Here is a 19,554-nt window from a genome sequence, read left to right as displayed (position 1 = left end):
GCTCTAATTTTTTTTAGCTGTGATTGGTTGAACAGTAGAGGTGATGACATGATTCATAATTATTTAGGTGAGACCATTCGTTTTGAGATAAAATATAAAAAGCGTACATCGATGAGCATTTCTATAGACCTTTATGGAAATGTTGAAGTTCAGGCTCCAAAAGGAATTTCCGATGAACAAGTCATTTTGGCTTTAGAGGAAAAATGGGAGTGGATCCAGGAAAAACGTAAAGAAATGAAGGATAGAACCCTGGGATCAAAGGTGAAGACCTATGATCATGGAGAGAGCTTTCTTTATTTAGGAAAAGAATATCCTATTCAAATATCGAAAGATACTACTATTGAGCAAGACTATGCAGTGTTTGCAGAAGATAAGTTACATATTTTTGTGAAACAGCTTGAAGAGGAAAAAATAAGACAAGCATTAAAGCGTTTTTACTATCAGCAGTGTAAGATGTTAGTCGAGAGGAGTATAAGGTCTTACCAAAGCAACTTTAAATCAAAGCCTCGGTCAATCAAGATAACTGATAATAAGACGAACTGGGGAACCTGTGATTCAAAGCAGCAGTTAACCTTTAATTGGAGATTGGCGATGGCGCCACAGCAGGTGATTGACTATGTAGTCGTTCATGAAATGTGCCATATGGTTCACTTGAATCATGATCGTTCCTTTTGGAGGCTTGTTGGTAAAATACTTCCCGATTATAAGCAGCAGGAAAACTGGCTGGCACTATCCAGTTGGAAAATGACTGTCTGATATTGCAAACGGATATACTTGTGCTATACATATAGAAATCATAATGGAGGTTTATAAATGGAGAATAATGATATATTAATTCGATTAAGGTATGCGCTAGATATAAAAAATAGTGATATGGTTGAGATATTTAAATTAGGCGGCACTGAAGTAACGAAGGATGAAGTGCTTAAAATCCTTACAAAACCAACGGATAATTACGATGACGAAGATTATTATGAAGAGGATATAGCGGAAGATGAGGAACATATAAATTGCACAAATAATATGTTAGAGTCATTTTTAAATGGCTTTATTACTTTTAAGAGAGGCAGACAAGAACCAAAGCCAGGACAACCTGAATCACCTGTACCTTCAAAGAGTAGAGAAAGTATTAATAACCAGCTATTAAAAAAAGTGAAGATCGCATTGGCGTTAACTAGTGAAGATATGCTCGATATCTTTGAAAGAGCAGGAATTACGGTAACTAAAGGTGAATTAAGCGCACTATTAAGAAAAGAAGGTCATAAGAATTATAAGCAGTGCCTTGATAAATACGCTAGAAATTTCTTAAAAGGACTAGCTATTAAATATAGAGGATAAGAGGATTAGCGCTAAATAGATTAGCGCTTTTTTTGTTTCTAAAAAAACTTATTTTGAAGGGGTTTAGCCCCTGCTAATCAAACGTTTGATTAACATATTAATATGTAAAAAATTGTCTCAGTTTGTATTACCTTATTTTATTTGACTGCCACTGCAGATTTTTAGCGAAAACGAGACAATATTTACGACAAAAATTTCCCTGAAAATAATTAAAAGTTCATTTATTAAAAGGGGTCGAACCAATCTAATCAAACGTCTGATTAAAATAAATATTGTCAGTAGTTGTCGTCTAGCCCATTTTATAAAGCTTTTTTTGTATCAAGAACTCTGTAGAAGCTCTTCTATTCATTCTTTACCCTTTTGTTGGGAATAATGAGAAGAAGGGCTTTTTGATTGTGAATTAAACATCTAGGAGTTGCTGTAATGTATTTTTTAATTAATCTTATAGGATTTTTTGTTGTGATGGGAGTCGTATTTTTATGTTCTCCACAAAAGAAAGCAGTTAAATGGAAAGCGATTGTCTCACTTGTTGTGGTTGAATTGCTTATTACCTGGTTTATGTTGGGGACTGATATTGGAAGCTGGCTGATTAATCAAATTGCTGCTTTCTTTACTTGGTTAATTGCCTGTGCAAGTGAAGGGATTGCGTTTGTGTTCCCAAGTGCCATGGCAAATGAGACTATCGATTTTTTCTTTAGTGCTCTGTTGCCGATTATCTTTATTGTGACGTTTTTTGATATTTTATCTTATTTTGGTATTTTAACGTGGATCATTGATAAAGTGGGTTGGCTTATTTCTAAGGTTTCAAAAATGCCCAAGTTAGAAAGCTTTTTCTCTATTCAAATGATGTTCTTAGGAAACACGGAAGCGTTAGCTGTCATTCGTAATCAACTGTCTGTTTTAAAGGATTATCGGTTACTTACCTTTGGAATTATGAGTATGAGCAGTATTAGCGGTTCGATTATAGGCGCGTATTTATCGATGGTTCCTGCAACCTATGTTTTTAGCGCTATTCCCTTAAACTGTTTAAATGCTCTTATAGTAGTCAGCATTTTAAATCCAATCACAGTGCCAAAAGAGGAAGATATTATTTACGAGCCGCCAAAATCGGAGAAAAAGGACTTTTTCTCCACGATTTCTAACAGTATGTTAGTGGGTATGAATATGGTCATTGTTATTTTAGCGATGGTAATAGGATACGTAGCATTGACAGCTGCGCTTAATGGAATATTAGGAGTTATAATACATGGACTAACCATCCAAAAAATCTTCTCGTATATCTTTAGTCCATTTGCTTTTTTACTTGGCTTGCCAGTAAAGGATGCCCTTTATGTAGCGCAGTTAATGGGAATAAAATTAGCAACGAATGAATTTGTTGCGATGATGGACCTGAAAAAGCAATTAGATACACTGGCGCCACATACGGTTGCGGTTGCAACGACATTTTTAACATCATTTGCGAATTTTAGTACGGTGGGGATGATATATGGAACGTTTAATTCAGTCCTAGGAGAGGGGAAATCCGCAATCATTGGTAAGAACGTATGGAAGCTTCTTGTCAGCGGGATTGCTGTTTCATTGTTAAGTGCGATGATTGTTGGGTTATTTGTTTGGAATTAAGAAAACATATTACAGCAAAAAAAAGCCCTGAAAAGTGACTTTGTCACCTTACAGGACTTCAACAATTAGTCTTCTATAATATCTTTACGGTTTTTCTTGAACATCTTAGATAATACTTCATAAACAATTGGGACAATAATTAACGTTAATAACGTTGAACTTGTTAATCCGCCAATTACGGTAATACCTAGACCTTTCGAGATTAAACCGCCGCCGCCTGATCCGATTGCAAGTGGAATTAACGCACCGATCGTTGCGATAGCTGTCATTAAGATTGGACGCAGACGAGTTGCACCCGCTTCTAGTACTGCTTCACGCATCGTCATACCATCACGTTCCATATGAATAATCCGGTCTACTAATACAATCGCATTCGTCACAACAATACCAATTAACATCAATAATCCCATCATGACAGATACAGAAATGGTTTCGCCTGCGATTAATAAACCAACAAATGAACCAATTACGGCAAATGGTAATGAGAATAGGATAGCAAACGGTGCGACACCTTCACGGAAGGTTACAACTAGGATAAAGTATACAATCGCAATCGCTGCAAGCATCGCCATACCAAGCTGTGTGAATGTCTCTGTCATATCTGCCTGTACACCGGCAACGCCAATGGTAACGCCCTTCGGTAAATCTAACTTATTGATATCTTTATCTACCTTAGCTGTTGCTTTAGAAATATCCTCATCAAGGATCGTTCCTGAAACAGTTGCATAGTATTCACCTTTACTGCGTGCAAGGGTATTTAGTGTTGTGCCTTTTTCAACTGTTACCAGTTCAGAAAGAGGCATTGTTGTACCAAGAGCTGTAGGTACTTGTGTTGCTAAAATATCGTCAATTGATTTTGGCTGTGCAGCTTGTTCCTGCTGAACGATTACTTCTAATTCGTTGCCGTCCTTTTCAACCGTTGTTAATACATCTTGCGTTTTATTTGGGTTTAACATCATTACGATTTGACCAGTTGTTAAACCATACTGCAGCAATTCGTCTTGTTCTACTTTGAATGTATATTCAACGTATGCTTCCTCAGCGCTTGAAGAAACATCTTCTAAGCGGTCATTTTTACTCATAACGCCTTCTACCATTTTTACAGCTTCGTTTAATTTATCTAAATCTTCACTGTAGAACGTGTAGCTGACTTCATTGGTAGACATCGACATAGCTGAGAAGTTTTGGCTCTTCCATTCGCCGGACTGACCAATATTAAACACATATTCTTCAATTTCCTCGCGAGCTTCCGGGAAGTTTTCCATATCTGGATCAAAGATTAGGTACATTAACGCACCATCGCCGCCGCCGCCCATCATCGCCGCCATTGGATCTCCACTTTCGGTTACAGATACCTGAACAATGTCGATATCCTTACGTTTAAGCATTTCCTCTTCTACGGCTGCAACATTTTCTAACGTTTCATCCTTTAACTCGCCAGCCTTTGGTGTGTACGTTAAGTACATTACCTTTTCTTCTTCACTGCCCATAAAGCTAAAACCGATTAATGGTGTTAAAGCCAAACTGCATGCTAACAATACAACCGCGATAATGGATGTAACCACTTTATGGTTCAGCGTCCAGCCAAGTACACCTTTGTACCAGTTCGCTAGTTTACCAACTTCTTTATGGCTGCTCTCTGTCTTCTCACCGTATAGTTTCTTCTTAAATAAGAAGTGAGACAATGCAGGTACGATTGTAATCGCAACTACTAACGAAGCGCCAAGAGCAAATGTCATCGTTAATGCGAACGGCATAAATAGTTCACCGACCATACCGCCAACGAAGATAAGAGGTGCAAAAACTGCAACCGTTACTAAAGTTGATGAAAGGATTGGTTTGAACATTTCAATTGTCGCTTCACGAACAAGTGCACGACCTGATAACTTTTCTTCTTTTAAATGAAGACGTCGATAAATATTTTCAACTACTACGATTGAGTCATCGATTACACGGCCGATGGCAACCGTAACGGCACCGAGCGTCATAATATTGAGGGTAATCTCCATCCAGTTCAGAAGCAATAATGCCATGAAGATAGAAACTGGAATTGATACAATCGAAATAATAGTTGATTTGAAATCACGCAGGAATAAAAGAATAATTAATACGGCAATTAAACCGCCAAATAGTGCTTTTTCAACCATTGTTTTAACTGATTCTTCAATTGGTTCGCCTTGGTCGAGTGATACATCGATAACAAGACCATCAATTTTTTCCTCTTCTTCTTCAATTAAATCCTTCACACTGTTTACAACATCCACAGTGTTTGCTTCTTGTCCTTTGACAATTTGAATCGCAATTGCATCTTCACCATTTGTACGTGAAATAGATTGTACATTACCAACCACTTCAATTTTAGCGATGTCGCTAAGCTTCACAAAAGGTGAAGGCTGTGTGGCTGATGGGGTTACAGGAATCAGCATTTCTTTTAATTCATCAGCTGTCATGAACTTTCCATCTATTGCTACCGCTTGTTCGCCTTCTTCAAATTCAAAAAGTCCTAATGAAACAGCAAGGTCACTAGCCTGTATCATTTGTTTTACAGTATCTTCTTTTAAGCCATATTGAGCCATTTTAGCTTCGTCATACGTAAGCTGAACCTCTTCAATATGCTGCCCTGTAATGGTCGCTGAGGCAACACCGTCAATCTTCTCGATTTTTGGAAGGATAATATCTTCTACGGTTGATGTTAATTCAACGATATCTTCTTCTGTACTACTTACGCTTAGTGCAACAACTGGCATCATGTTCATGCTAATTGCTGTAATAATTGGTTCTTGTGCATTTTCTGGGAGCTTCACTGCCTCTAAGGCAGATTTTAATGCACGATTTGCCTCATCCATATCTTCACCGTATTCATATTCTACTTGAATACTTGACATGTTAGCATTTGAATTGGAATAAACCGATTTTACACCCTTTAGGTTTTCTATCGCTTTCTCTAAAGGTTTGGAGACATCCTCCATTACTTGCTCTGGAGTTGCACCAGGATATACGTCCATTACCATTAAGTATGGAATTGAAATATCTGGGATTGTCTCCATATTCATTCTTGTACCTGAATAAATACCAGATACCGTAATAATAATCGTAAGTAACCAAACTGCTAGTTTATTTCCTAGTACAAAGTTGACTAAACCTTTCACGCCTACACCTACCCTTAATTGACTTATCTAACCCATTTACTTATAATACTGACTAACCAGTCATCTGTCAATGATTGAACCTAGGAGTGAAGAATGAACGATGAAAAAACAATTAATAATGGAAAAGGCAATTGAACTCTTTGCTAAGCAAGGGTTTGAAGCTACATCTGTCCAGCAGATAACAGAACATTGCGGCATTTCTAAAGGTGCCTTTTATCTATCTTTTAAGTCAAAAGATGAATTAATTATCGAGATAATCGATCACTTTATGATTCAGTTTACCTCTGAAATTGACCATCTAGTCAGAAGTGCAAAAGATGGAGAAAATCTTCTATATAACTTTTATTATGCGATATTCAACTCTTTTCAAAAGCATTCTGATTTTGGAAAGATATTAATCAAGGAGCAATCAAGGTCTTTTAATGAGGATTTCATCGTAAAGATGCGTTATTACGATAGATTAATGGATAAAAGTATTCTATCGATGGTAGAGCATTTGTATGGAGACGATGAAGTTAAAGAAATAAAGTATGATTTAGTGTTTTGCATCAAAGGCTTTATGAGTATGTATTCTCAATTATTCTTGTTTTATAATGTACCTTTAGATCTGGATTTGCTGTCAAAATCACTGGTGGAAAAAACAAATTTACTGGCAAGAAACTCCACTGTTCCTTTTATTTCAAAAGGGTTGATCATGGCGTTTGAAGAGCCGGTGTTAGAGGATTTAACAAAAGAACAAATTCTCTTAAGGTTGGACCAAGAAATAGAAGAGTTGGAAGAGTCAGTAGAAAAGGAATCTTTAGTGCTGTTAAAACAGCAGCTGAATGAACCAACTTTTGGCCGGGCAATTATTAAGGGGCTGCTAGAAAATATTCGTAACCATCCTCAAACCAAATGGATTGCTTATTTACTGGGGAGTTTTTTTGATCAGAAGTAATTTTAGAAAGTGAATTATTGTTTGAATATTCTATGAAAATAGTTTATTATTAAGGTGGATATAGGGATTTATGCTCTATACTACTTATTAGCGCATAATATGTTAAATACTTTGATGATTAATCGGTAATGATTTTCTAGATATGCAGACGCTAGAATTTAAGCCAAAATAAGTCGTAGGAAAATCTACGCTTATTTTGGCTTTTTTTATTATATGAAAACGGGGAGGTATCAAAATGGATAACGATGAAATGAAGCGATTAAATTTCCTGCTTGAAATATATGTGGATGTGAATGTTGATAAAGATTTCTCTGTCCTTTCAAAAAAAACTGATCCATTCTTTATCGTGAACATATCAGGTCAGCTGATCTATGTGAATGAAGTCTGTGAAGAACTATTGCAGTGTTCTAGAAATGATCTAGTAAAAATGAAGCTGAGTAATCTTTTCATTCCTTCTATGTTAAATGATACTCAAACGTTTTTTATTGATAAACAGCGTGAACAGCTTTTGAATTTTGATTCTAAAATCAGTATGAGACCTGGAAATATTATTGATGTTAATGTAACGACTTTTCCTATCCTTTTTAATAATGAAGTAGTGGGGAGTTATGTGGTGTTAAAGGATATTACGCTAATTAAGAGAGAGAGGCAGCTGCTTTCGGAAAAACAAGCAGCCGCAGGTCAACTGGCTGCAGGGATTGCACATGAAATTCGAAACCCAATCACCGCAATTAAAGGTTTCCTGCAATTATTGATGGGCGAATATAAAGGGGAAACGACATACTTTGAGATTGTAGAATCGGAAATTAATCGAGTTGAAATGATTCTAAAAGAACTCATGGTTCTAGCTAAACCAACAAAAATAAAATATCAAGAATTGGATTTACGCCTGCTTTTAGACAAGGTCCTGACACTAATGGAATCACAAACATTACTAAATGATATTGAAGTTATAAAAAATTTCCATGCTCTAGAGGTAATGATCGTAGGGGACGAAAATCAGTTGAAACAAGTGTTTATAAACTATATTAAAAATGCTATTGAAGCAATGCCAAATGGTGGAAAAGTAATTATTGAAGGAATATGCTTAAATGAGAGTGCTCATATTCGAATTATCGATCAAGGCAGTGGAATGCCGCTGGAAACTCTGAAACGTATCAATGAACCGTTTTTTACAACAAAAGAACATGGGACCGGACTTGGAATGCTGGTTAGCAATGAAATCATTGAAGAGCATCGGGGTAAGATTAATATTATCAGTAATACGGAAGGGACTTGTATAGAAGTGATACTGCCTGCCTTACTGACCACTACATAAACAATTGCAGTATAGTGAAAATAATGGTAAAATAAGAGAGTCTAATGTCTTGCAGTCATTAGTTTTATGCATTCTTTATATTTTACATAAAAACAATACTCGTAAACTGTATGGTAAATGGAAGAAACTATTAAAATAGTCGTCTGAACCGTGGCCTAACTTCTTTTTGAAGTTAGGCCATTTTTTATTTTAGTTAGGAGGAGTACGTATTAAACCTAATCATGAAAATTTGGTATATCTTAGCAGTACATTCAGCAAATCGCTCAAACGGAGCTTTGGAAAGGGGCCTGAAACCTGTAATGTCATCTTAAAAGGCAATAGATTTTACGTGTATATGCGAAATTTTATTACCCCTGCTGAGGAAGTATTAATAAAACAGGATAAGTTAGAATTGGCAGTGAATTTTCGTACTTCAATCATTAATGCAGTAACGGAGGATTACTTACCGGAAGTGTCGAAGGTTTTGGGTATATCCTTTGATTCTTTCTTTCATGACTGGAATTATGATAAAAACACAGGAATTCTTCTGTTAGATCATTCTCAATTGGACCATGAGAAGAATCTAGATAGCACTTTTGAAAATAATCTTTTTACCTTAATAGAGAATGTTGGGTCTAGTTACCATAAAAAACCTGCTAGCTTAAAAGTAATAAAGTTCACTCAAAATATTTGTGCAATTGAATCTAAAGAAGTGTTGTTACCGCTAGAGAGATTAGTTTATGAAAAAGGGAATGCCGACTTATTACTTCAACAGGCATGGGAAATCAAAACCGGATATTGGAAGAATAAAGGACAATTTGAAGGTCTCTTTAATCGTTTAATTGAGGATATGTTTATGATGTGGGATTACAAAAATAATAGAAATTATCTAGTTTTTATCTTTAATAAATTATATATAATGAATTAATTTAAAAGAACATGTTGTAATGAAGGACTTCCTAAATACAATGTGTTTTTTTAATGCCTTTATTTTAACAAAGCACTCTTTCGTACATACTATTTAGATATACCAGTCGCCTTCCAACTAAGGAAAGTAAGGAGTAAAGTTTATGATGGATTTAAAAAAGGAAGAATATATAAGCAGTTACATAAGTAAATTGTTAAGAAAAAATTTTGGCAGGGGACCCCGCAGCTGCCAAACTTCAATATCCAGTCATTATCTTGTCACTTATATAGGTGGATTTTTATCACCGATGGAAGATGTTATGTTACAGCACGGACAGAACCAGTATGTAGATCATGCTAGAAACGTAATTATTACACACCTGCTGGATGAAATAAAAGGAGTAATACAAATTACCTTTGACGTTGAAGTGGAAGAATATTACCATGATTGGAATTTCCCAAATAATTCAGGCATTCTTATTTTTATTTTAGATGCTGAAGTACATCAGAAGGTGGAAACAAATATTGATATCCAAAGATTTGAGTTGGAAGTGGGCAGGATTAGTTTACTGGTAGAAAAAGTACCAGATAAAATCAATACCTGCCCAATTTCCCCAACCATTTTCCTAGTTGAAAGAAAAGGTATTCTTATTCAAATAGAGAAAGCATTAATTGATAAAGGATTTGAAAACGAGCTTAAATTTACCAAGGATCAATTGGAGAAAGGTTACTTTCACCGATATGGCAGGTTTGAAGACATATTTCATAAATCTGTAAGGGATATTTTTATAGACTGGAATTTTAAGCTGGATAAGTCGGTAATGGCCTTTATTCTAAATTCCTAGGTAAGGGAGTCTTTCGTTAAGAAGGACTCCCCGAGACTTAGAATGGTATTTTTACCGATTATTAAAGTAAACAGATAAAGCGTTAGAAATGTCATTGTCTTGTTGATTGGCATGAATAGTATAATGGTCGCCATCAACGGACGCTGTAAAGTCACTGAATCCTTGATTTCGCAAAAAGTCGTCTATATCGGATAAATCTTCGCCCTGGGTTTTAAGTGTTTTGCGCCCAATAAAGGTGCCATTCACATAAACTTCGTATTGATCCTCATCTAATTTTACACTGCTAGTTGATTCGCTATCTACATTTGTAAAGGGCAGCATATTATTACCATTATTATTTCGGTCGAACATCTGTAAACCTCCTTCTGCTTTATATCGTTACTATTTCCATGAGACAGGCTGGGTATGAGTATTTCTGTCATCCTCTTTAGAATTATTTGGATAAATGGTTTCGGTCAACACTTATTGTACTAAATATAATTTTTTGATATAGTAATATAGAAATTAAATTGAACCTTATCATTCCGGTGGGGTAGAGGCGCGGGCTTTAAGAGTAAGCTGTATGAGGATGACAACGAGGATTACAGCTGAAAGGAAAGACTGCCGAAGCAATGCAAACCTGTCTATGTTTGTTTTGCTGGGGTTGCTCTGAATAAGAGTAACACTGTCATTATGGATAAAAATATCTATAATGAGGAGCTACAGATCGTGATGGAGAAACTTGTTGCTTATTAAGGGCAGCGATAGAATTCTCTATTGCTGCCCTTTTTTGTATTTTCTCCCGAGTCTCTTTCATGGCAAGTTCCCCCCTCGATTATTAGGAGGAGGACAATGGAATGGAAAACACAATTTACTCTTTAATACCGCCGATATTGGCAATTTTGATGGTGGTCTTAACTAGGAGAGTGCTTTTGTCACTTGCGACAGGTATCCTAGCTTCAGCACTCTTATTAGCTGAATTCAATCTCAGCAGAACATTCTCAATCATTTGGGATGCTGCAAAGGGGATTTTTATTTCTGAAGGTGCACTCAATACATCTAGTGTATACATTATATTATTCTTGTTAATTCTCGGAGTAATTACAGCCTTCATCTCAATCTCTGGAGGAAGCAGAGCATTTGGAGAATGGGCAATGAAGCGTGTGAAAACCCGTGCCGGGGCGCAATTAGTGGGTGCGGTGTTAGGTATTATTATTTTTATAGATGATTATTTCAATGCACTTGCTGTTGGACAGGTTACACGGCCAATTACTGATAGACAAAAAGTATCTAGGGCAAAACTGGCTTATATCATTGACTCTACTTCAGCCCCAGTTTGTGTTGTGTCACCGATTTCTAGTTGGGGAGCCTACATTATCGCTCTGATTGGAACGATTTTGGCGGCACATGGTGTAACTGAATATAGTGCATTTTCAGCGTTTATGCAAATGGTACCAATGAATTTCTATGTTTGGGCAGCGCTTGGAATGGTCATTATTGTGGCGATTGGAAACTTTGATATTGGTTCCATGAAATTGCATGAAGAGAGGGCTGTTAAGGAAGGTGTTCTCTTTAATCCTATGAAAACAGTACCTGGCGAATTAAAGGATGACCTTCCGACTAGCAGTAAGGGGTCAGTTGGTGATCTAATCTGGCCAATTCTTGCATTAGTGGCTGGTGTTATTGGTGCGATGGTGTGGACTGGATACCAAGCAACGGAAGGAAATGCGACCATACTATCTATACTTGAAAATACGGATGTAACGAAATCATTAGTTCTAGGCGGTTTGTTCGGACTAATCGTCACAATGGTCATGTTTTTACGACAAGCAGTTGTTTTGCGTGGAGTTAGCTCAAGTGTATTTGGTAAGGGATTACTGGAAGGAACAAAATCCATGATGCCAGCGATTTATATCTTACTTTTCGCATGGGCAATCGTAGATTTAATTGGCAGGCTGGGAACAGGAACATACTTAGCTGGTTTGGTAGGAGATTCAAACTTTAATGTATCATACCTCCCGCTTATTCTGTTTCTAATTGCTGGAGTTATGGCATTCTCGACTGGAACATCTTGGGGTTCCTTCGGTATTCTTCTTCCGATTGCTGGTGATATTGCAGCTGCAACGGATATAAACATGATTCTTCCTGCAATGGCGGCTGTCCTGGCAGGATCCGTATTCGGAGATCATTGCTCCCCGATTTCTGATACGACCATTTTGTCTTCTACAGGTGCAGGTTCTAATCATATTGATCATGTAGTAACACAGCTGCCATATGCTTTAATCTGTGCAGGAATTTCAATCATTGGTTATCTTATCATTGGAATTACTGGCAGCTCATTCCTAGCATTGGTGATTGTTATTGCTATACTGATTGCTATATTTATGTATAGTCGTCCGCGTCAAGTGAAGGTACTGCCCTAAGAATGTAACCAATTAATATAGAATAAGTAAAAGCTGTCCAGGTGATTGGACAGCTTTTTGTATAGGTCTTTGCTCTATTAATTTATTCTGCAGGTTCAATCGGTTGGGGGACCAAGTTAAGCATCCGAGCTGATAAATAGACGGAAAATTTCCGGTTAATTAATAAATATAATTAAAAAAGGCATAAATAGACGGAGAAATTCCGTCTATTTACTCGACAAATTTGCAAATAGGCGATTTTGCTTTACATAAGCGGAAAACCTCCGTTTATTTGCCCCGAAACGAGCTCCATAAAGCATTTAACCGGAAAATATCCGCTTATCTTACTGTCGGCCGTTGCTCTTTAATTTATTCTGCAGAGTACTTAACTGCTGCATTAACTGTTCATATTCCTCAAGCTCTATCTGACAGGATAGAATTACCTCCGCAACCTTGCTTGTAATGGGCTGCCGTTGTGAGACAGCCTTCTCCCGCAAGTAGATGTAAACCTTTCTTTCGTCCTCTTTTGAGCGCTCTTTTCTTAACCATTCATTTGCTTCCATGCGAGAAATCATAGGAGTTAACGTCCCAGTCCCTAGACTCAATTTTGCTCCTAATTCCTTTAATGTTACACCATCTTTTTCCCATAAAGCTAATAGAACTAAATATTGGGGATAGGTTAAACCAAAAGGCTGAAGGACACTTGTGTATAATTTATTAAATTCACCTGCTGTTTCATAGACAGCAAAGCAAAGCTGCTTCTTTAATGTCATAAAGTCTTCCATGCTAACCGCCTAATTAAGATAATAGCTTTTCTAAATCATTTTTTATTTTAACAGGTTCTGTTGTTGGTGCATAACGTTCAACAACCTGACCATTCTGGTCTACAAGGAATTTTGTGAAATTCCATTTAATATTTTTAGAGAGTAAGCCTTTTTTTTGTTCCTTAAGAAAGGTAAACAAAGGATCTGCATTTTCTCCATTTACATCTACTTTTGAAAACATTGGAAATGATACTCCGTAGTTTAATTGGCAGAACTGAGTGGTTTCATCGATATTATCAAATTCCTGGTTATTAAATTGGTCACAAGGGAATCCTAAGATTTCCAATCCTTGATCCTTATAATTTTCATATAATTCCTGAAGACCTTTAAATTGAGGTGTAAGACCGCATTTGCTTGCTGTATTCACAATAATTAAAGGTTTTCCTTTATAATCCTCAAGGGATTTTTCTTCACCATTCGTCATTTTCACATTGTAATCATAGACAGTTTTCAATTGGAATTCCTCCTGTGTGGTGAAAGTTTTATTTAAATCGTATACGAACTAATCATACACGATTTAATTTAGAATAACAAGTGTAATAATAAAAAAGCAGTATCCCATGAATTATGGAATACTGCTTTAATTTTGGAATTTATCGAATACCTTTCATTAAGCCCTGAATTTTCGGAGCTATTACATAAAGGATAAGGCTTAGTACGATTGCTGCTCCACCGATAACACCAAAGTAAGCCATTTCGTTCTCAGGAGAATAAAACTTAACGACTTGTGCATTAAGTGCTTGTGCGGCTGCACTTGCTAAGAACCATAAACTCATGGTTTGTGCTGAGAATGCAGCAGGAGCTAATTTTGTTGTTGCAGATAAGCCTACAGGTGAAATACATAATTCGCCAAATACAACGATTAAGTAACTAAGAACCAGCCACATTGGGCTTACTAATGAATCTGTACCGCCAAAGTAAGCTGGCAGAAGGATAACTAGGAATGACAGACCAGCAAATAATAATGCTAAAGAAAACTTTTGAGGTATTGTTGGCTGACGTTTACCTAATTTAACCCATAACCCAGCAAAAATTGGCGCGAAAATGATAATAAATAAAGGATTTAAAGATTGGAACCATGCTGGAGAAATATCAAGTCCCATCCAATCTAATTGAGTACGTTTGTCTGCATAACTTGCAAGGATTGTTGAGCCTTGTTCTTGAATGGACCAGAACATAACAGCTGCAATAAATAATGGTATATAAGCAATAATACGTGAACGTTCCACAGTTGTAGTTTTAGGGCTGCGATACATAACAACGAAATAGATAGTTGGTATGATAATACCTAAGAATGTAACGATATTAATAAAGCTAGTAAAAGTTAAAAGTCCTGCTGGAATTAAAATTGCACATAGTACAGCTAGAACGACTACACCTAATCCGATGAATGTAAAAGTTTTTTTCTTTTCAGCTTTTGAAAGAGGGTTTGGAACTGTAGTACCTGCAAGACCAAGATTTTTCTTTTTAGTCAATACAAACATAACTAGTCCAAGGAACATACCGACAGCTGCGATACCGAAACCTAAGTGGAAACTATAATCCATAACACTTCCTACGATTAGCGGTGCTAAGAACGCTCCGGCGTTAATCCCCATATAGAAAATGGTGAATCCAGCATCACGACGGTCGTCTGTTTCACTGTACATTTCACCAACTACAGTTGAAACATTCGGTTTTAACATACCTGTACCGAGAACGATTAATACCATAGATACAAAGAACATTGCTACGCTGCCTGGTACTGCTAGGACAATATGACCGAGCATAATCAGCACTCCGCCGTAGAATACTGCTTTAGATGTACCGAATATCCTGTCAGCTAACCAGCCTCCAATAATACCGGACATATAAACAAGTGATCCATAAATGGACATAATGGAAAGAGCTAAGTTTTCATCGAGCCCTAAACCGCCTTTTGAGACCTCGTAGTACATATAGTAGACTAGGATAGCTCTCATTCCATAGTAAGAGAAACGCTCCCAGAATTCTGTAAAGAAAAGTGTGAATAAACCTTTTGGATGTCCGAAGAAACCTTTCTGAGGGACACTATCCACAATTTTCTGCCTATTATAATTCGACATAATTCTACCTCCCTTTATTATATTATAATACTTTCGATTGTTTTCAATTGTCAAAAACTATTTTTGGTAATTAAGATTTATATAGTAATGAATACTGATATATCAGGAATCACGGCAGTAAATAGATGAATTAAAAGTTTTTTTAAAATAATTACTATTTTTGGATTAAACAAATTATTGCGAAAATGTTTTTTTGAGAGTCCAGGAATGATAAGTAAAAATGTTAACGCTTTCTCTTGTATTTTGCTCAGCTTATGGTATGCTAGGATTAAATAGTGAATAGCGATCACATGTTACTGATATATTTCAGGCATGGTGGTAAATAGAAAGGCACATGCTGCCCTTTTATTATACCCCCATGCCTTTTTTTATTTTCATATAAAGGGGTAATTCAAATGGTATTTGGTTTTTTTAAAAAAGCAAAATTACAAATCGTTGCACCAGTTAATGGGGAAATTGTTCCGTTAGAGGACGTCCCAGATCCTGTATTCAGCCAAAAGATGATGGGGGAAGGAGTAGCAATGGTTCCTGAGGGAGGAAATATCTATGCACCTGTTAATGGAACTATTATTCTCATCGCCGCCACAAAACATGCTGTTGGGATTCGTGCAGATGATGGCACAGAAATTCTCATTCATGTTGGGCTGGAAACAGTCGCGTTAAATGGAACTGGGTTTTCATTAGCAGTTAAGGAAGGAGAGAAGATTTCAGTCGGACAGCTTCTAATGGAGGTGGATTGGGACTATATTAAAATACACGCAAAAAGTATAGTAACTCCAATTGTAATAACGAATAGTCAGCAGACTGCAAAACAGTATAATCTCTCAAATGAGAAAAAAGCAGTTCAAGGTCAAACGATAATCATTTCAGCATCTTAACGTTAATATTCTATATTAAAGGGGGTGGTAGACTTTAAACTGGTTGAAAGAAAAAATGTTGGCCGTAAATAGTATTCTTTTTGCTTAAAAGGTATCGATATTGGGAATTCTATGCTACACATAGCACTTATTATTTTAGTTTTGCTTCTTTTTTAGGCGGGAATGAAATGATCGAAACCTTTAAAAGACATCGATTACGAAAAGACGGTCAAGAAAGTTGGTTTATTTTTTATAAATAGATAGGGGGAAAATAAAATGATGAAATATCTTCAAAGACTGGGTCGTTCCTTGATGCTGCCAGTAGCTGTATTACCTGCGGCAGCTATATTGATGGGGATAGGGTACTGGATTGACCCTACAGGCTGGGGTGCTGACAGTCCGGTAGCAGCCTTCTTAATTAAAGCAGGTGGATCAATAATTGATAATATGGCTATCCTTTTTGCAGTTGGTGTAGCATTAGGTATGTCCAAAGATAAAGATGGATCAGCTGCCTTAAGCGGCTTGGTCGCCTACTTGGTTATTACTACTGTATTATCAACAGGTTCAGTTGCCATGCTTCAAGGTGTTGCGCCTGAAGAGGTAAATGCTGCTTTTGGAAAAATTGGAACCCAGTTTACGGGAATTCTTTCAGGTATTATCGCTGCAATTATGTATAACCGCTTCAGTCATGTGAAATTACCAGATGCCTTATCTTTCTTTAGCGGGAAACGACTTGTCCCTATTATGACATCTGTAGCGATGTTAGCAGTATCATTAGTGATGTTCTTTGTTTGGCCGGTTGTTTTCTCTGGACTTGTTTCTTTTGGTAAAGGGATTAGTGATTTAGGTGCCATCGGTGCAGGTATATATGGTTTCTTCAACAGACTATTGATTCCAATCGGATTACACCATGCCCTAAACTCCGTATTCTGGTTTGATGTGGCAGGAATTAATGATATTGGTAACTTCTGGGCTAGTAAGGGTGAGCAGGGTATTACCGGCAGATATCAGGCTGGTTTCTTCCCAGTTATGATGTTTGGTTTACCGGCAGCTGCATTAGCCATGTACCATACTGCTAAATCTTCTAAGAAAAAACAAGTGGCTGCTTTAATGATGGCTGCAGGTGTTGCTTCCTTCTTCACTGGGGTAACAGAACCTCTTGAATTTGCGTTTATGTTTGTTGCGCCAGCACTTTATGTAACACACGCTGTATTAACAGGTATTTCATTGGCAGTTGCTGCAACGTTCCAATGGACAGCAGGATTTGGCTTTAGTGCAGGTTTAGTTGACTTTGTGTTAAGCTTAAAAATTCCAATTGCAAATCAGCCATATATGCTGCTTCTTCAAGGTCTCGTGTTTGCAGTCATTTACTATTTCTTATTCCGCTTCATTATAACAAAATTCAACTTAATGACTCCTGGTCGTGAAGAAGATATTGATGAAGAGACGGAAGAAGGAGTTGCAGCAGGTAATAAATTTGCCGCGATGGCTGCTAAGATTTATGAAGGCTTAGGCGGAGACGCTAACGTAACATCTGTAGATAATTGTGTAACACGATTACGTCTAGAAGTTAAAGATATGGGTGCTGTTGATCAGAAGAAGATTAAATCTACTGGTGTTCCTGGAATCAATGTAGTAGGTAAGAACAGTATTCAAGTTATTGTGGGAACAAACGTACAGTTCGTAGCAGATGAAATCATGAAAATCCGTAAGCAAAAATAAATAAGATAAGTAAAAACCGCTTGGACCCTCTGGTTCAAGCGGTTTTTTTGTTAGCGTCATCATTCTAATTAACGATTTCTAATTCTCTCAATATGAATAGTAATGTATCCTAATTCTTGTTCAGGGAGGTGTATACCATGGTTTTTCGCAAGAACCATGGCCACTTTCTTTGAAACATTGTAGGATAGTGCGAACTTTTTCTTTAGCATGTTCAGCATTTCATCATCCATTATTTGTTGAGATTCATCATTGATCCTGGATAGAGCAAACCTAAGATGAGTCATTAATCGCTGATAGGAAAGGTCATCTTCTTCTATAGATAGTTGAAAAGAGTCTTTAATAGTTTGAATCATTTCACCAATGATCGCGGTCTGCCTTAATGTCTGTTTCATGTCGCCGCTTTGGGGCTTAGATGTATGAATATGGAGGGCAATATAAGCCGCTTCATCTACCGGCATCTTTACATGTGTTTTATTTTCGATATGTCTGATTGCCCACATACCAATATCAAATTCTTTTTTGTAAAGAATTTTTATTTCATGAAAAAGCTTATTTTTTAAATGAATTCCATCTGTTGCTCTTTCAATGGCAAATGACAAGTGGTCAGTAAGGCCGATATGGATATGTTCGTTTAGCTTTAATCCAAGGCGGTCTTCTGCATATGAAATAATCTCCTCTGATATAGAAAAATGCTGCTCAGGTATTTGCTGCAAGAGCTGTTGAAATTTCTCATTTTCCTTCATAACAAATAGCTTTTCAATTTTATTTGGATTAATGATGTCATTTTTCCGTTTTTCAAAAGCGATACCTGCACCAATTGCTATCTTTTCTTCATTGTGGTCTATAACTACAACTGCATTGTTATTGAGGATTTTTTTTATTTTCACGAAACGACAGCTCCTTGTAACGCTATTACTTCCATCTTACAATTTAAAACAAAATGGGTCTACCTTTTAAAAAACAAAGCTATACAAAACCGCATAAAACGGGTAAACTATAAGATAAAACACCAATAATACCGATATGAAAGGTGGGTTTTGCTTGTCTGATAAAGTACGTTCTATCCCAAGACCGCTTGTGAAAACAAACCAATGGGTGATTGTCATTTGTGCTCTATTAACGCTCACTTTTGGTGAAGGATTGTTTTTAATAGTCCCATTACTTGCAGGAATATCAGGAATTGTTTTTAAATATAATCCCGTCATGAATATCGCAAAGCGTTTTCTAAAGAAACACCCCGAAGAATATATACCTGAGGACTGGGAACAGCAGCAATTTAATCAAAAAATAGCTGTGATTTGTCTGACTGCTGGGTTTATAAGTTTTCTAGCTGGCTGGAATACAGTGGGGTATGTGTTTGCCATTATAGTTGCAACCGCGGCTTTCGTGGCTATCCTCGGATTTTGCATCGGATGTTTCATTCACTACCAGTGGAAGATGTATAAATATAGAAGAACAATTAAATCATGAAAAAAACTGATGCAGGCATCCTGCATCAGTTTTTTTACTATAGGTTGTGTTAGTGAAAAACTGTTGATTTTAGAACCTGTTGATTGGAGCGGAAGGCGCTCGACTCCTGCGGGATGCACGAGCT

Annotated in this window: 17 protein-coding genes and 1 riboswitch; of the genes, 11 read left to right on the top strand and 6 right to left on the bottom strand. The window is 36.8% G+C overall.

Annotation, left to right across the window (positions count from 1 at the left end):
• Nucleotides 1–48: 48 nt before the first annotated feature.
• From H0184_RS17460 to H0184_RS17450, 3 genes are all read left to right on the top strand, one after another.
• Complete coding sequence (locus H0184_RS17460) at nt 49–756, top strand: M48 family metallopeptidase (RefSeq protein ID WP_221827307.1); 708 nt, start codon at nt 49–51, stop codon at nt 754–756.
• A gap of 57 nt (nt 757–813) precedes the next feature.
• Complete coding sequence (locus H0184_RS17455) at nt 814–1,338, top strand: YehS family protein (RefSeq protein ID WP_221827306.1); 525 nt, start codon at nt 814–816, stop codon at nt 1,336–1,338.
• 423 nt (nt 1,339–1,761) lie between these two features.
• Nucleotides 1,762–2,958: a nucleoside transporter C-terminal domain-containing protein gene (locus H0184_RS17450; RefSeq protein ID WP_221827305.1), complete on the top strand. Its 1,197-nt coding sequence runs from the start codon at nt 1,762–1,764 to the stop codon at nt 2,956–2,958.
• 65 nt (nt 2,959–3,023) lie between these two features.
• On the opposite strand, the gene H0184_RS17445 is transcribed toward H0184_RS17450, so the two are convergent.
• Nucleotides 3,024–6,107, bottom strand: coding sequence for an efflux RND transporter permease subunit (locus H0184_RS17445; RefSeq protein ID WP_221827304.1), 3,084 nt, complete (start codon nt 6,105–6,107; stop codon nt 3,024–3,026).
• Nucleotides 6,108–6,207: 100 nt separating this feature from the next.
• Here H0184_RS17445 and H0184_RS17440 point away from each other — a divergent pair, with 100 nt between their 5' ends.
• From H0184_RS17440 to H0184_RS17425, 4 genes are all read left to right on the top strand, one after another.
• Nucleotides 6,208–7,044: a TetR/AcrR family transcriptional regulator gene (locus tag H0184_RS17440; protein WP_221827303.1), complete on the top strand. Its 837-nt coding sequence runs from the start codon at nt 6,208–6,210 to the stop codon at nt 7,042–7,044.
• Between the two features lie 235 nt (nt 7,045–7,279).
• The gene (locus tag H0184_RS17435) at nt 7,280–8,362 is read left to right on the top strand and encodes an ATP-binding protein (protein ID WP_221827302.1); all 1,083 of its coding nucleotides are present in this window, start codon (nt 7,280–7,282) and stop codon (nt 8,360–8,362) included.
• Between the two features lie 229 nt (nt 8,363–8,591).
• Nucleotides 8,592–9,269, top strand: a complete 678-nt coding sequence (locus H0184_RS17430; RefSeq protein WP_221827301.1) for a Na-translocating system protein MpsC family protein — start codon at nt 8,592–8,594, stop codon at nt 9,267–9,269.
• 142 nt (nt 9,270–9,411) lie between these two features.
• Entirely contained in the window at nt 9,412–10,092 is a 681-nt protein-coding gene (locus tag H0184_RS17425) for a DUF2294 domain-containing protein (RefSeq protein WP_260631647.1), read from the top strand.
• 51 nt (nt 10,093–10,143) lie between these two features.
• Here H0184_RS17425 and H0184_RS17420 read toward each other — a convergent pair whose 3' ends face one another.
• Complete coding sequence (locus tag H0184_RS17420; RefSeq protein ID WP_260631646.1) at nt 10,144–10,443, bottom strand: hypothetical protein; 300 nt, start codon at nt 10,441–10,443, stop codon at nt 10,144–10,146.
• A gap of 174 nt (nt 10,444–10,617) precedes the next feature.
• Nucleotides 10,618–10,802: riboswitch (Lysine riboswitch) on the top strand.
• 126 nt (nt 10,803–10,928) lie between these two features.
• On the opposite strand from H0184_RS17420, the gene H0184_RS17415 reads away from it, so the two are divergent.
• On the top strand, nt 10,929–12,494 hold the full coding sequence (locus H0184_RS17415) for a Na+/H+ antiporter NhaC family protein (RefSeq protein WP_221827300.1): 1,566 nt from the start codon (nt 10,929–10,931) through the stop codon (nt 12,492–12,494).
• Between the two features lie 323 nt (nt 12,495–12,817).
• Here the strand turns inward: H0184_RS17415 and H0184_RS17410 are convergent, their stop codons facing one another.
• The 3 genes from H0184_RS17410 to H0184_RS17400 all read right to left on the bottom strand — a co-directional run bounded on the left by H0184_RS17410 (nt 12,818) and on the right by H0184_RS17400 (nt 15,381).
• On the bottom strand, nt 12,818–13,258 hold the full coding sequence (locus H0184_RS17410; RefSeq protein WP_221827299.1) for a MarR family winged helix-turn-helix transcriptional regulator: 441 nt from the start codon (nt 13,256–13,258) through the stop codon (nt 12,818–12,820).
• Nucleotides 13,259–13,271: 13 nt separating this feature from the next.
• Nucleotides 13,272–13,751: a glutathione peroxidase gene (locus tag H0184_RS17405; protein WP_221827298.1), complete on the bottom strand. Its 480-nt coding sequence runs from the start codon at nt 13,749–13,751 to the stop codon at nt 13,272–13,274.
• 139 nt (nt 13,752–13,890) lie between these two features.
• Nucleotides 13,891–15,381 carry a peptide MFS transporter gene (locus tag H0184_RS17400; protein ID WP_221827297.1) on the bottom strand — a complete coding sequence of 497 codons (1,491 nt, stop codon included), beginning with the start codon at nt 15,379–15,381 and terminating at the stop codon, nt 13,891–13,893.
• A gap of 395 nt (nt 15,382–15,776) precedes the next feature.
• On the opposite strand from H0184_RS17400, the gene H0184_RS17395 reads away from it, so the two are divergent.
• Both H0184_RS17395 and nagE read left to right on the top strand, forming a co-directional pair.
• A complete protein-coding gene (locus H0184_RS17395; RefSeq protein ID WP_221827296.1) occupies nt 15,777–16,259 on the top strand; it encodes a PTS sugar transporter subunit IIA in 483 nt (160 codons plus the stop codon).
• A gap of 255 nt (nt 16,260–16,514) precedes the next feature.
• Complete coding sequence (gene nagE / locus H0184_RS17390) at nt 16,515–17,960, top strand: N-acetylglucosamine-specific PTS transporter subunit IIBC (protein ID WP_221827295.1); 1,446 nt, start codon at nt 16,515–16,517, stop codon at nt 17,958–17,960.
• A gap of 68 nt (nt 17,961–18,028) precedes the next feature.
• On the opposite strand, the gene H0184_RS17385 is transcribed toward nagE, so the two are convergent.
• Nucleotides 18,029–18,847 carry a PRD domain-containing protein gene (locus H0184_RS17385; protein WP_221827294.1) on the bottom strand — a complete coding sequence of 273 codons (819 nt, stop codon included), beginning with the start codon at nt 18,845–18,847 and terminating at the stop codon, nt 18,029–18,031.
• A gap of 154 nt (nt 18,848–19,001) precedes the next feature.
• On the opposite strand from H0184_RS17385, the gene H0184_RS17380 reads away from it, so the two are divergent.
• Complete coding sequence (locus H0184_RS17380; RefSeq protein WP_260631645.1) at nt 19,002–19,430, top strand: DUF4395 domain-containing protein; 429 nt, start codon at nt 19,002–19,004, stop codon at nt 19,428–19,430.
• Nucleotides 19,431–19,554: the final 124 nt, after the last annotated feature.

Source organism: Neobacillus niacini (assembly GCF_019749295.1).
In the GTDB taxonomy this organism is placed as follows: domain Bacteria; phylum Bacillota; class Bacilli; order Bacillales; family Cytobacillaceae; genus Neobacillus; species Neobacillus niacini_D.
The sequence above is the reverse complement of the archived record's forward strand: the minus strand, read 5'-3'. Positions and strand labels throughout refer to the sequence as shown.